Below are 13440 nucleotides of genomic sequence, written 5' to 3' on the forward strand. Positions count from 1 at the left end.
CGCTGGATTAAAGCACAGGTTAAATATTTGCAGCGACACCAGGCTAGAGAAGAAGAATTAATGGAGATAGCCAATATAAATGAAGAATGGGTCAAAGAAGAACGCGCTAATCGAATTAAGGCAGAAGAATTGAGAGACCGACGGGCAATTAGTCGGCTATGTCGCGAATTAATGCGCGAGTTTCAAGCAGAAGCAATTCGAGTTAAGCTGAGCGAAATCCAAATTGTTTGGGACCGAGACAACTGGTTTTCTAATTTGAGCAGGCAGGAAACTGAACAAATTTTGCAGCAGCAGCAACACCGATTGCTGTTATTAGTCGCTCCTGCCAAAATTAGCCAAGATTGCCCTGATTCCTTTCGCCACAATCTGAATATCGAACTTCCTGGTAAGTTGAGAGCTTTTTTGAACCAACACTATCCTCAGTACGGAGATTTGTGTCCTGTTCAGTTTTACGGAGATTATTTCAAAAAGCCCATTTCTGATATTGATGTGGAGCGGTTACAGACTGTGTTGTCTCCAGTGCCTACAGCTATATTGTATAGCGATATCAGCGACTATGAAGTGAATTTTCATGTCGGTTTTTGGGGAGTGATTAATCAAAGTGTTTCTTTAGTGGCGATGCAGCCTTGGAATTGGGAAGAAGTTTACCATCAGTTGGAAGCAGAGGGTAAAGATTCAAAAATGAGCCTGCGGATTATTCGGCAGATTATTGTGATTATTCACAAATTATTGGCTGCCTTTTTAGCAGATTTGTATTATCTTAATATCGATTTTACCCACGAACCTCAGTTATTCAATTTAAAGGAAGAATTCGCTCAAGAATGGTTTTCTCAAGATTGGGAATTGCCATACATTGAAACTCTCAAAGAAATTCAGAAACACCAGCGAATAGCCTATGAGGGGGAAATGCGACGGCTGGCACTTCGAGAAGCCAAAGCTAAGGCGGAACGCAAGCGTTTGGAGGAGACTGAACTCAAACGTAGAGAAGAAGCCTTGGCGGTATCGCAACGGGCAAAGGAATTAGCTTATAAGTTAAAAAATCATCAATGGCGCTGCGTACACACGCTACCGGGACATTCATCTTTTGTTAATTCTTTGGCGATTAGTCCTGATGGTCTAACTTTGGCTAGCGGTAGTTGGGATAAAACTATTAAGATTTGGAATTTAGAAACCGGGGAATTAATTGGTACTCTGACTGGACATTCCGATCGAGTAAATTCTGTGGCTATTAGTTCGGATGGGCAAATTCTAGCCAGCGGTAGTTCGGACGAGACTATTAAATTTTGGAATTTGTATAATGGCGAGTTGCTGTGTACTTTTCCGGGACATTCTATGGAGGTGAATTCCGTGGCGATTAGCCCCAACGGGCGAGTAATTGCTAGCTGTGGTGGGGCGGATAATATGATTAAACTTTGGAATTTGCGTAGTGGGGAGTTGGTGCGGACTTTGAAGGGTCATTCTGATAATGTGAATGCGGTGGTTTTTAGCCCGGATGGTAAAATTTTGGCTAGTGGGAGTTCTGATGCCACGAGTAAGATTTGGGATGTGGAAACTGGTAAGTTGTTGCGGACTCTTTCGGGGTTGAATGTTGGGGTGAATTCTGTGGCGATCGGACCTGATGGCAAGATTCTGGCTAGTGTTAGTAATGATTATACGATTAAGTTGCGGAATTTGCAGACTGGCAGTTTGTTGCGGATTTTAAATTTTAATTATGACAAAGATAATGGTGTGGGGACTTTAGGGAGTAATGAGGGTGTGCATATTTTGCAGAATTATGTGAGTCGGGGCGATTCGGTGGTGATTAGTGGGGATGGTTTGACTTTGGCTAGTGGCTGCGATGATAATACGGTGAAAATTTGGAATTTGCAGACTGGGGAGTTGTTGAGCACTCTTAAGGGTCATGGGGGTACGGTGTATTCGGTGGCGATCGCACCTTTGGGCAATATACTGGTCAGTGGAAGTGCGGATGAGACGATTAAGATTTGGCGGTGTGATTAGTCGGTTGGCAGTTGGTGGACAGTTTGTGTTTGCTTCTGAGAAAGATAATTGGGGTTCAGCCTTTGTGGGGAGGGCTTTTGGGCGAATTAGAAAAAAAACTTGGCTGGGGGGGTTGCGCTAATGGCGATCGGTTTGCTATATTAGTTTATGTTGCTGGTGTAACTCAGTTGGTAGAGTAGCTGATTTGTAATCAGCCTGTCGCAGGTTCAAATCCTGTCACCAGCTTTAAAAAAGAATTCGTGAAAGCCTCGTGCGTTCACGATTTTTTAATTTTAAGTAGCCCTAAACTGTATTTTGTTTTTATATTAATTCCGGTTGTATCGGAATGATTTAACCGCGAAGGCGCTAAGGACGCGAAGGAAGAGAAGAGAGAGTTTAATACAGGAGGATGAAAAGAGGATTTGATATTCTATCAATTCTGGTGGCACCCGAAGAGAATTGGTAATTGGTAATTGGTAATTAGTAATTAGTAATGCCCTTCCCCCCCTGGGGGGGGTCAGGGGGGTGTTACCCATTACCCATTACCCACCTAACTGAGAAAGGCTATAGTCAGTGCTGGCTAGAGTCTGGGAAGATTTTTTTAGTTATTGGTTATGAGTTCTGAGAAACAAGAATCAACAACCAATAAACAACAAACAACAACTAAAAACCAACTAAATTATACTGGTTTTTAGCTCCACATTCCTACACTATGACGGTTGTTATTGCGATACCTATACCTAGGAAAGTTAGTAGTATTTTCTGTGGAATCTTGGATATTTGAGCCGTCATTTTCTGTAACTGGAGACGTGATATTTTGGGTGTTTTCTGGTGCGGTATCTGAGTCCTCGGAAGCAGCCGGAAGAGATTTTTGTTCTATTTCCTGTTCGTCGGTGTAAAACTCCAGGCGCACTCTGACTTTTCCTTTTGTCCAGGATTTACCTGCACTCAAAAGTTCGCAATCCATACCGTCTAAAAACAATCTTTCTTCTAGGAGTTTTGACTGCATAATAGTCAAAAATTCGCTAACTTTGAAAGTACATTGATACATCAAAGCGCTGGCGGGAGTAGACAAAACATCGTCTTCTCTTAGAAAAACTTTTGAGGGTTTCATAATCTATTGTAATTTCAGGAAATAGTTGAGTGTTCGATGTTGATTTTCTGCTGTTTCTAGTGGTGTTTTGTTAGCAGTTATTAACCTAACAAAAATGACAATAAACTGTCTAGTTTTGATTTATAGGTGTTGTTATTAGTTATTTATTAACAGCTACTAATCAAAAATAACTAATAACAAATAACTCAGCAACAATAACTATTAATGGTTTTTATTAGAAAAACCAACCGTAGGAATGTAAACCCTTGCCTAACAAATTAACGCCTAGATAACAAATCCAAACCACCACAAAACCTGTGGCTGCTAAGATGGCTGGGCGTCTTCCCTGCCAGCCGCGGGTGATGCGGGCGTGGAGGTAGGCTGCAAACACTAACCAAGTAATCAATGCCCAGGTTTCTTTCGGGTCCCAACTCCAGTAAGAACCCCAAGCTTCGTTGGCCCAAACACCGCCGGCAATAATGCCAATAGTCAGTAAAGGAAATCCTAAACCGATGATGCGATAGCTAATGTTATCAAGAGTTGATGCGAGATTCAAGCGCTGGGGCGAGAGAATTTCTGCGGTTTGAGATTGATGGTGGGAAGAGGTTTGAACTGTTGCTAGTTCTAGGACTGCGGTGGTTGCCGAACCGTTATTGGTGGAATTGAAAGAGGGTTCGCTGAATGCTAATCCGCTGTCGGCTGCGGTGGCCGCAATTTGAGGTTCGGGGTTTTGAGGGCGTTGGAGGCGGTAGTTGCTGTGGCGATTGCCGTTGGTACCGAAGGAACTGCCGGTGAGTTCGATTTTTTGACCGCGGGTGACGACTAAAAAGGCGATCGCCAGTAGCGCTCCTACCATTAAAGTTGAATAACTCAGCATCATGACGCTGACGTGCATCATCAGCCAGTTGGATTTGAGGGCTGGTACTAGGGGTTCCGCCGACTGCATGGTTGCGGGCAGGGTGAGGGCTGCAAAGGCGGAAATTGCCATGGCTACGGGGGATGTGGCTACTCCTACTAAGCGCGATCTACTCATGTTTTCCGCGACTAGATGGATGGCGGTGATTCCCCAAGTGAGGAAAAATAGGGATTCGTAAAGGTTGCTCAGAGGGAAGTAGCCGGCTTCTATCCATCGAGCACCGAGTAGGGCGGCAATGGAAAGATTGGCGATCGCCATTCCGGCGGTGCCGAGGGCTGACAAATAGGGAATGCCGGGAAAAGCAGCCCCAACCCAGTAAACGAGCATTGTTGAGAGGAGAACGGCAAAGGAGATGTTGTCCAGCCAGTTCTGGAATACAACCAGATCCATAAAAATTACCCCGGTAAAGTTTTCATTTGTTTGATACTAACTAGATCGATCGTACTGGGATTCGGGATTTTTGGGTGATGGAGACGGGCTTTAGATCCCCGACTTTTTCAGAAGTGGGGACTGTGAGTGTGCTGTGGTGTTAGCGGTTGCTTGGGAGAGTCGATCGAATAATGTTAACTACCAAGGATTGCCAATCATTCTAAAAGCCGACCAATAATAGGGATGAGAAAAATTCCCACTGCCTGTGTTGGGTATTGAATGTGGCAGAGGCAAGCTTCCAGAAGAAGTGTGCAGCACTCCCCCTTCAATGCGGACGGTTTGGCGCAACATCGCTAATTGTGCTTGCCGCAGGGCTTCTGCCTTAATCGGAGCATTTTTTAACTGGCTGTAAAACTCGGACATCAATCCCAAACTCCCCTCATCGCTCACATACCAGAGAGTAGCCAGAGCCGATTTAACACCTGCTTGCACCGCTAACCCGCCAAAGCCCAACTCTGCATCCCGATCGCCCACAGCAGTCCTGCAAGCACTCAAAACCAACAGTTCAACTTGGGGGCTGTGCCAGTTCATTTGTCGCAACTGATCTAAGCGCAATTTAGTATCCCACAATTGAATGAAAGAATTGCTGGGGTCTCCCGATCTAAATTCGGCGTGGGTAGCCAGGTGAATCATCCCAAAGGGTTGCTGCTGGCGCTGGGATTTCAAATTTGCCAGAGTGAAAGCTTGGTTCAAGAAAGACTTGCCTGGCCACTCCTGCCGAGCGATGGTGGACACCTCTATTTCCACCGCAGGTAAAGGACTCATATCGGCAAATTGCGATGCCCCCATTGCCAGAAGTTGGGTGTTTTTGAAATTGCTAATGCTGGTATCGGTCAAACTGAGACTGGGCATCGAGCCGACACTGTAACGTTCGATCAGAAAACCTTTCCCGTCGTGGAGGGCGGCCATGGGGACCGATCGCAGCCCCAGATCTGAGATAAAAGATAAATTGTTAATGCCTCGCGCTTGGAGATCGGCATCGAGGGGGGCTACCATCATTTGATAAAGCTGCTGAGCAACAGGCAAATAACTTTTAGTATTGCGCTTCACCGGATTAGTAACTTCATTGCGAAATTTCTGAACTAAGGCTAGGACTTCGGTGCGGGAGGTTAGGGGTATCCTGCGGCGAATTGGTTCGCCAGAAGCAGTTACCAGTATTAGTTCCAGTTCCTCGCTGTTTTGAATTTGCTGTTCTACTCGCAAGATTGAAGAACCGCTGTAGGAGCGATCGACAACAGTATTACCTTTGGGTAAAAAAGTGATGTAGATCAGAGCTGGTTTAATGCCTGTGGATTTTTCAATGCTACTAAGCTTATTTTGAGCCTGTTCTAGGGTAGCGATCGCATTTGTCGATGGCAAATTTAGATAATTGACAAAATCCCTGGTCAATCTTTCTTCTATGGGAAAAATAACTGCGTCAAGGTTCCTTTGCCAATTAGAAGTATTGATATTGGTGGCTGAAGGTAAATTTGGCTGTTGTAAGGAATTAGATATTTGATAAAGCTGTTGTGAGTTCGGGGAAAATACAGGATTTGCGATCGGTAGGGGATTCACTGGGAGTGTGGGAGGCAGAGTCGGTTTGGGTATGGTGTCGAGATTAATGGGCGCGACGGCAGGCACAACAGGTATCCCATTAACTGAAACTGCCGGAGGTGAGACTGTTGCTACTGTTAGTGTTTGGATGGTGGGAGCGTTAGGCCCTACATTGACTGGTGCTGGTGTTTGGATGGTGGGAGCGTTAGGCCCTACATTGACTGGTGCTGGTGTTTGGATGGTGGGAGCGTTAGGCCCTACATTGACTGGTGTTGGTGTTTGGATGATGGGAGCGTTAGGCCCTACATTGACTGGTGTTGGTGTTTGGATGATGGGGGCGATCGGCTCAACTGTGACAGGCGCGGGTGTTTGGATGATGGGGGCGATCGGCTCAACTGTGACAGGTGCTGGTGTTTGGATGGTGGGGGCGATCGGCTCAACTGTGACTGGTGCTGGTGTTTGGATGGTGGGGGCGATCGGCTCAACTGTGACAGGCGCAGGTGCTGGCGCAGGAGTTGGTGCAGGTGCTGGAGTTGGTGCAGGAGTTGGTGCTGGTGCTGGTGCAGGAGTTGGTGCTGGTGCTGGTGCAGGAGTTGGTGCTGGTGCTGGTGCAGGAGTTGGTGCTGGTGCAGGAGTTGGTGCAGGTGTTGGTGCAGGTACAACAGTGACGGGTGCAGGCGCAGGCGCAGGCGCAGGCGCAGGTGTAGGTGCAGGCGCAGGAGTTGGTGCAGGTACAACAGTGACGGGTGCAGGCGCTGGTGTAGGAGTTGGTGCAGGTGCAGGAGTTGGTGCAGGTACAACAGTGACGGGTGCAGGCGCAGGCGCAGGAGTTGGTGCAGGTGTAGGTGTAGGTGCTGGAGTTGGCGCAGGTGTAGGCGCTGGTGTAGGTGCTGGAGTTGGCGCAGGTGTAGGCGCAGGCGCAGGCGCAGGTGCAGGTGCAGGTGCAGGTGCAGGCGCAGGAGTTGGTGTAGGCGCAGGTGCAGGCGCAGGAGTTGGTGCAGGTGCAGGCGCAGGTGCAGGCGCAGGAGTTGGTGCAGGTGCAGGTGCTGGTGCTGGTGCAGGCGCAGGTGCAGGTGCTGGCGCAGGAGTTGGCGTCGGCGAAATAACAGAAGTAGTAATGTTAATTCGTGTCGGCTGTACTATCTGAGGACCGGGGCTGCTGTAACTTCCATTGGCAATGACATTTGCCTTAGAAGGTCCTCCCGTAGCAATGATGCCAGCGGTACCATTGACTCGGTTATAGTCCGGCCCGACGGTGAACAGAGTGCTAGAGGCTCCCCCACCGTAGCGAATGGTGATATCCCCAGCGTTAGCACTGGTGCTTGTGGAAGCGGAAAGGCTGCAACCGGGCGCGCAGTTGGGTTCTGATTTGAAAGTGCCTGTGGCTCGGAAATAACGGCCGGCGGTAAGGTCAATATTTCCTCCGGCTGTTGGGCCTTCGGTGTTGATGGAGGTGACTTGAATATCGTTGCGGGCGCTGAGGGTGACTGAGCCGCCTTGTTTGTCTTGTGAATGGGCGTCTATGTTCCCTGTTTGAATGCTTAACTCTGCTGCAATGGTAATGTTTGCGCCGTTGCCGTTTTTGTCGGTGGAGGCAGAATTTATGTTGCCTGTCTCTACTTTTCCTGTACGGCTGGTGATGGTGATTTTGCCGCCACTGCTGTTGCTGGAGTTGGAGTTGAGATTGCCAGTCTGAATGTCGCCCTTGGCTTCCAACCCGATCGCACTTGCTTGGGAACTCGTCAAATTGCCAGTTGTCAGGTTGTTGGCTGCTTGCACGGCGATCGCCCCAGTATTTATACCTTGTACAGCCACATCGCCCCCTGCTACTACTTGGCTGGAGGCTGTGAGTACCACTTGACCGCTGGCATTGACTCGGACTCCTGTAGCGTTCGCCGGGCCGATGCCTGTGAGCAATTGTGGTAAGGATGCGATCGGTAATATGGAAGTGGCTGGCCCTGTTCCTGATGGGGGCTGGATTTCCAAACTGAGTAAATTGCCTTCCTGGCTCAGACGAAGTAGATTTTGCCCAGGCACCGAGGCTATAGTAATTTGACCGTTTGGGGCCGACAGAGTGCCAGTGCTGACCACCGTGCCGCCTAGCAAGGTTAAGTTTTGGCCTGACTTAACTGCTAAGTTAGCCGTGTTGATGATTGCTCCTGGTTGAGCGGTGGCGAAGGTGAAGGAGTTGGGTGTCCCTGTGAGGGAGGTGTAATTGTTTGTGCCTGTGGCGTTAAAGGAATTAGAACCAAATCCAATGGATGTGGCCGTGGTTGCGGTGAAAGCCGCCGGCACGTTTAAGCTGGCATTGTTGCCGAAGATAATCCCGGAGGGGTTCATCAAGAACAGATTAGAATTGCCACCGGTCACTTGAATTAACCCATTAATCTGAGAGGGGCTACCGCCACCGATGCGAGCCAATATGTTGCGAATGTTGGGGTTTGAAATAAAATTGGCAATCTGATTTTGTGACAGTCCGAATTGTTGAAAACTATGGAAGAGATTTTGTCGATCGCCCGATAATTGTCCGCCTTGGATGTCGAAGCGAGTTGGCGGGGGGATTCCGATTACGGGTACGGGCGTGACCGTAGTGCCGGTGCCGTCGGTGGCTGGAACAATTGTTTGGGCTTGTGTTTTCGCAGATAAAAAGTAAAAATTAAATAGAATAATTTGCAGAGAAATTGCCAGTTTAGTTAGATTTTTTGGGAATTTTTTGGGGATTTTTTGGGTCGGATTTTTTGTGGTATTCATTTTTTGTTAACAACTCATTTATATAATAATTTTTGATTAAAATTTCTGTTAGCATTTGCACTTAACCTGTGACATATTTTCTATGGTTTAAATTCTAACTCGTACTTGGTGGAAGATGTATCTACCACATGAGGTATTTACAAGGGTTTAACCCAAAAGTAAGTTAAAAATTATTGCATTTTATGTTAAGAAAGACAAAAATATGTTTTTGCTATTTCCGGCGTTGGCTTTTCGCAACACAAAAAAGCCGGCCATTCTAACAGCCGACTTGAAAAATTGCTCTCCAATTATCAGAAAATCCGGGTTAAAAACCCCCTTTATTAGTGTATTGGGGGAGAAGGAGAGAAGCAGAGGGAGAAGGGGAAAAATTAGCCACCAAAATCAAACAGGGGGGGTGATTGACCCGGATTTATATAAAATCCTCTCTTCATCGTCCTGTATTAAACTCTCTCTTCTCTTGCTTCGCGTACTTCGCGCCTTCGCGGTTAAATCATTCCGATACAACCGGAATTGATATTAGTACGATCGGACTTACCAAAAAAATGGGTCTAAAGCCAGGTGAGGTGCACCATAAGTCTAATCCGAGGCCCTAGGGCGTGTTTTCAAACCGATCCATCAGATCCTGATCCCCCTCGCATCCCCCTTAAGAAGGGGGACTTTGAGCTTCTTTCTCCCCCCTTTTTAAGGGGGGTTGGGGGGGATCTCCGGGGAGAGAAAACACGCCCTAGGCCCGTTGCTAGCTAAGGAGGGTTTTTCAGGGGGATGCTGATGGCGATGCTGATGGCGATGCTGATGGGGATGCTGATGGGGATGCCGATGAGGATGCCGAGGGAGTTGGAGAAGAAGAACTACCAGACAAAGGAGTGGGAGAGAGATTCGGGGAAGGACTAGATTGGTCGGATTTTTTGAGGTTGACAAAAGCGTCATAACGGGTAGTACGATCGCCTATGACTGCCGCTGTAATCCCGATCGACCGTATCGCATCGATCCAGATTTTTTGATTGGGTGGAAATTCCGGTAAAGCTAGGTTTTTCGGGTTAAATGCACTCTCTGTGTCGATGAAGAAATTGCCGTTGTGGGGCTTAAGTTGCGATCGCACTGTTTTTTGGAACAATTCGCTGCTTAATAGCGGACTTTTCGGGGCCGGAACGATCGCATCCACCACGGGAGCTCCTACTGTTAAAAATAGTACATCGTTCATCCAGCCACGAGTAACTGTGATTCCTCCAAAGGGTGATGTCCATTTAGTCGTAGGTTGACCCCCTACTTTAATTTCCTCGACTCTAAACCCTTTCATTTTCATGGTATCGTCAAGCTGTTTGAGAGCTTTGTCCGCCCCGCGACGGTTGTTGCTTTCCACCATAAATACAAATCCCGCAGCAAATTTGTCTTTGGGATTTGGCGCGGGGGCTGGTATTAAGGATAGGGAAAATTCTCCTGCCATCCACTCCATCAAGTCTTTGTCTAAATCCATGCCAGTAGTGGATTTTAGAGCAGTTCGCAAAATTTGCGGATTCACCGGGGCGATCGGATTAGCATCGGCCCCCGATACATAATCTTCCCACAAACGCCGTAAGTTGCCACCAGATACCATCATGATTGTATTATTTGGTAAGCGGTTCGACATTTTGAGAGCGTTGTTTTCTACTGCGATCCTTTTTTGAGAGTCTGGTTTCAGCCAAGAAATAGATTTGAATCCAATGCCATCTGTATCCAGCGTCGCTGTGGTGGCAAATCCCTGATTTTGTTGTAATTTTTCCAGGTTTTCCGGTGATAATTCGCGGGCGGAGTTAGCTGCGGTAAAGGCTGCTGCTACGGGCATATTCACGTAGATTTGACCGAAGGCACGGGAACTTTTGATTTGTTCTAGGGCATCTTCGTACCCTGGTGTTTTTGCTAGGGAAGGTTCCCCTTTGTAGGTATCAATTATTCTATCGGTGGCTGTGGGCTCTGTGCTCACTACCAGATAGTTTGTCCCCAGTACCGCCACCGAAAAATTGCGATCGGGTATGCCTTGAGTTTCTGTAACTTGGACTCCTTTATAATTACGCTCAACCATTTTTCCTTGGTTGAGGGGTCTGGGTTTTGCTAATAATTCTTTGGCTTTAATCGGGTTAGCAATGGGCAAGATAATAGCTACTGATTGTTGGGCTGGGGGAGGTGGTGGTGCATTGGGTGTGCGCGGTGCTACTGGTATGGCAATTTTGTTTCGCAAAAAGGCCACCATTGCTGTGTCACCTACCCAGGGTTGAATGTCTTGTTGGTAGCTGTAGCCGTTGGTTGTCAGGAGGCGATCGCGCAATTCGGTTAAAAGTCTTTCAAAAGAGGCTTTTGAGTCTGGAGTGCCAAACTCTCGCAGCCTTTTCCACTGCGATTCATCGGTACTGATGGATATAGCCATCATCGTATCTTGAGGTACAACCGTAGCCCCTGCGGGCAAATCTTTGCTTGGTCCGCGGGAGATCACGATCAAATAGGTAATGAAGCCTAAACTAATCAGGAGGGTAGCCGCTCCGATGGTAAACAGGAGAGAAGATTTATCTTTCTTAAACATTATTAGTCAAGTTGGGTTGCTCGCAACATCCTAAATTATATGGGCATCGGGCATCGGGCATCGGGCATAATGCCCTAATTTCAATTCCTGGCTTTAAAGTCTTTAAAAATCGTTTGAAATGAATACATCAGTCTATGCACATCATTTGTCGCTCTGGGAAATATGTTTAACTCCCATTTTTTGCGGGCGATAGTTAGCAACTTGGCTACGGCTTCCGAGTAAGTATTAGAAATAAAATAGCTGCCACCTTCGTAGCGAATATCTGACGCTAATCCAATAAAAGCACCAGCAGTTTCTAGTTTTAGTTCCGAAGTGTTGTGCTGAGATTTCACTGCTAAAATTACTTGGGAGTGCCGGGGTTCTCGCTGAAGCAAGCGACAGATATTCGCTTCTTTTTGGTATAACATTAACAGGTTGCAATTGTGGAGAACTCCGGCTCTACCTTGGACTTTTACTGCTAGATGAACTTCCAGGGCTGGTTTGTCTGGAAATTCCACTATTGCGTAGGTATAGGGATGAGTATTACCGTGAATTTTGCCTGGGGTCTTTCTAAATGTTAAATATTTGGGTGTTTCGTCTAAAACATTGTTATAATATATAGTTGCTCCTTCATTGGCAATAGCTTTTAACAAAATGGTGAATAGGTAAACATCAAAAATGTTTGCTTGTTCTATGGCTCCGTTAAAATCGGGATTAATCGCTACGCTTAATTTGCTTTTAATTTCGGCATTAGTGATGTAGTTGCTCGGTTCTGATGGCAGTTTTTCGAGCAAGTATTTCAGGGCGATCGCCTGTTTGTTGCGAGGGGATGTCAGATGAGAAGTAAACTCGATAGTTTTCACCTCTTGGGCGCTGGATGAGGCAAAGCTAACTTTAGTACCCAGAGGAGAAGTTTCTGATTCTACTTTTAAGAAATAAGCAATTTCATCTTCCATTTCGGAAGTATGAACTGTCGCTTGTTCGACAGCATCAATCAACATCAAAAGTTGCTCTTTTGGTGTATAGTCTTCTATCTTGAGTAACGGGGTTTTTCTTTTGAGCGATCGCTCCTCAATAGTTTTACCTATCTCTACATTATCTGCTACTTGTTGAGCTACCCAACCCAAATTAAATTCATCCAACATTGCCGCCATTTCTTGATAGACTCTGGCATACTCGATATCATCCATAATAGTTTTGGAACTGCAAACTATTCTAATTATATAAGCAGGTTGATTTTTTTGTCAAGTGTCTGTCAGCCTCAACAGCCCACAGTTAACGACCAATTCGCAGTAAGCTATTCTACGACTCTCAAGCGATCGAAAATATGGCAACTATCAACGACAACTACCTCAAACTCAAAGCTGGCTACCTGTTTCCAGAGATAGGACGCCGAGTCAAGGCTTATGCAGAGGCAAATCCGGGGGCACCAATCATCCGCCTAGGGATTGGCGATGTCACAGAGCCCCTACCCGAAGCTTGTCGCCTCGCGATGGTGGCTGCGGTGGAAGAAATGGGCTCGCGGGATACCTTCAAAGGATACGGCCCGGAACAAGGTTATGAATGGCTGCGGGAGAAAATTGCCGAGCACGACTTCAAATCGCGAGGATGCGATATTGATGCTTCAGAAATCTTTATTTCTGATGGTTCTAAATGCGATTGTGGTAATATTCTCGATATCTTTGGGAACGATAACACGATCGCAGTTACAGACCCAGTTTATCCCGTGTATGTAGACACCAACGTGATGGCAGGGCACACGGGAGAGGCAAACGAAAAAGGCGAATATGACGGCTTCATTTACCTGCCAATTACAGCAGAAAACAACTTTACTGCCGAAATTCCCACCGACAAAAAAGTCGATTTAATTTACCTGTGTTTCCCCAACAATCCCACTGGTGCAACTGCAACCAAGGAACACTTGCAAGCTTGGGTAAAATATGCTAAGGCGAACGGTTCGATTATCTTCTTCGATGCAGCCTACGAGGCATATATTACCGATCCCAGTTTACCGCATTCTATCTACGAAATTGAAGGTGCGCGCGATTGTGCGATCGAATTTCGCTCTTTCTCCAAAAATGCCGGTTTCACAGGTACTCGCTGTGCCTTAACCGTTGTACCAAAGACTTTGACTGGAAAAGCCGCAGATGGTTCCGATGTCGAAATTTGGAAGTTGTGGAATCGTCGTCAATCTACTAAATTTAACGG

The 13440-nt window shown here is 46.8% G+C and carries 7 protein-coding genes and 1 tRNA gene; 3 read left to right on the forward strand and 5 right to left on the reverse strand.

The genetic code is table 11. The features are described from left to right. Both AAFP11_RS24595 and AAFP11_RS24600 read left to right on the forward strand, forming a co-directional pair. A partial coding sequence (locus AAFP11_RS24595; protein WP_341739401.1) for a WD40 repeat domain-containing protein occupies window positions 1-1998 on the forward strand: 1998 nt, incomplete at its 5' end. A gap of 152 nt (window positions 1999-2150) precedes the next feature. Continuing rightward, window positions 2151-2223: transfer RNA gene (locus AAFP11_RS24600), tRNA-Thr, on the forward strand. A 445-nt stretch (window positions 2224-2668) separates the two neighbouring features. On the opposite strand, the gene AAFP11_RS24605 is transcribed toward AAFP11_RS24600, so the two are convergent. From AAFP11_RS24605 to AAFP11_RS24625, 5 genes are all read right to left on the reverse strand, one after another. After that, window positions 2669-3091 (reverse strand): KGK domain-containing protein, encoded by a 423-nt coding sequence (locus AAFP11_RS24605; protein ID WP_341739402.1) that lies wholly within the window; start codon window positions 3089-3091, stop codon window positions 2669-2671. A gap of 214 nt (window positions 3092-3305) precedes the next feature. Then, window positions 3306-4376, reverse strand: a complete 1071-nt coding sequence (gene ccsB, locus AAFP11_RS24610) for a c-type cytochrome biogenesis protein CcsB (RefSeq protein ID WP_341739403.1) — start codon at window positions 4374-4376, stop codon at window positions 3306-3308. 177 nt (window positions 4377-4553) lie between these two features. Then, window positions 4554-8699 (reverse strand): CHAT domain-containing protein, encoded by a 4146-nt coding sequence (locus AAFP11_RS24615; RefSeq protein ID WP_341739404.1) that lies wholly within the window; start codon window positions 8697-8699, stop codon window positions 4554-4556. A 754-nt stretch (window positions 8700-9453) separates the two neighbouring features. After that, window positions 9454-11253: a DUF3352 domain-containing protein gene (locus AAFP11_RS24620; protein WP_341739405.1), complete on the reverse strand. Its 1800-nt coding sequence runs from the start codon at window positions 11251-11253 to the stop codon at window positions 9454-9456. 80 nt (window positions 11254-11333) lie between these two features. Continuing rightward, window positions 11334-12422 (reverse strand): hypothetical protein, encoded by a 1089-nt coding sequence (locus tag AAFP11_RS24625; protein ID WP_341739406.1) that lies wholly within the window; start codon window positions 12420-12422, stop codon window positions 11334-11336. Between the two features lie 137 nt (window positions 12423-12559). Between AAFP11_RS24625 and AAFP11_RS24630 the strand changes: the two genes are divergently transcribed. Continuing rightward, the coding region (locus AAFP11_RS24630) for an LL-diaminopimelate aminotransferase (protein ID WP_341739407.1) at window positions 12560-13440 on the forward strand (881 nt) is incomplete at its 3' end.

The sequence above is a fragment of the Microcoleus sp. CAWBG640 genome (assembly GCF_020883015.1).
Taxonomy (GTDB): domain Bacteria; phylum Cyanobacteriota; class Cyanobacteriia; order Cyanobacteriales; family Microcoleaceae; genus Microcoleus; species Microcoleus anatoxicus.

What these genes read in the sequence shown, in the direction of transcription:
- AAFP11_RS24605 (WP_341739402.1), bottom strand. Translation starts at nt 3,091, where the DNA reads ATGAAACCCTCAAAAGTTTTTCTAAGAGAAGACGATGTTTTGTCTACT.
- ccsB (WP_341739403.1), bottom strand. Translation starts at nt 4,376, where the DNA reads ATGGATCTGGTTGTATTCCAGAACTGGCTGGACAACATCTCCTTTGCC.
- AAFP11_RS24615 (WP_341739404.1), bottom strand. Translation starts at nt 8,699, where the DNA reads ATGAATACCACAAAAAATCCGACCCAAAAAATCCCCAAAAAATTCCCA.
- AAFP11_RS24620 (WP_341739405.1), bottom strand. Translation starts at nt 11,253, where the DNA reads ATGTTTAAGAAAGATAAATCTTCTCTCCTGTTTACCATCGGAGCGGCT.
- AAFP11_RS24625 (WP_341739406.1), bottom strand. Translation starts at nt 12,422, where the DNA reads ATGGATGATATCGAGTATGCCAGAGTCTATCAAGAAATGGCGGCAATG.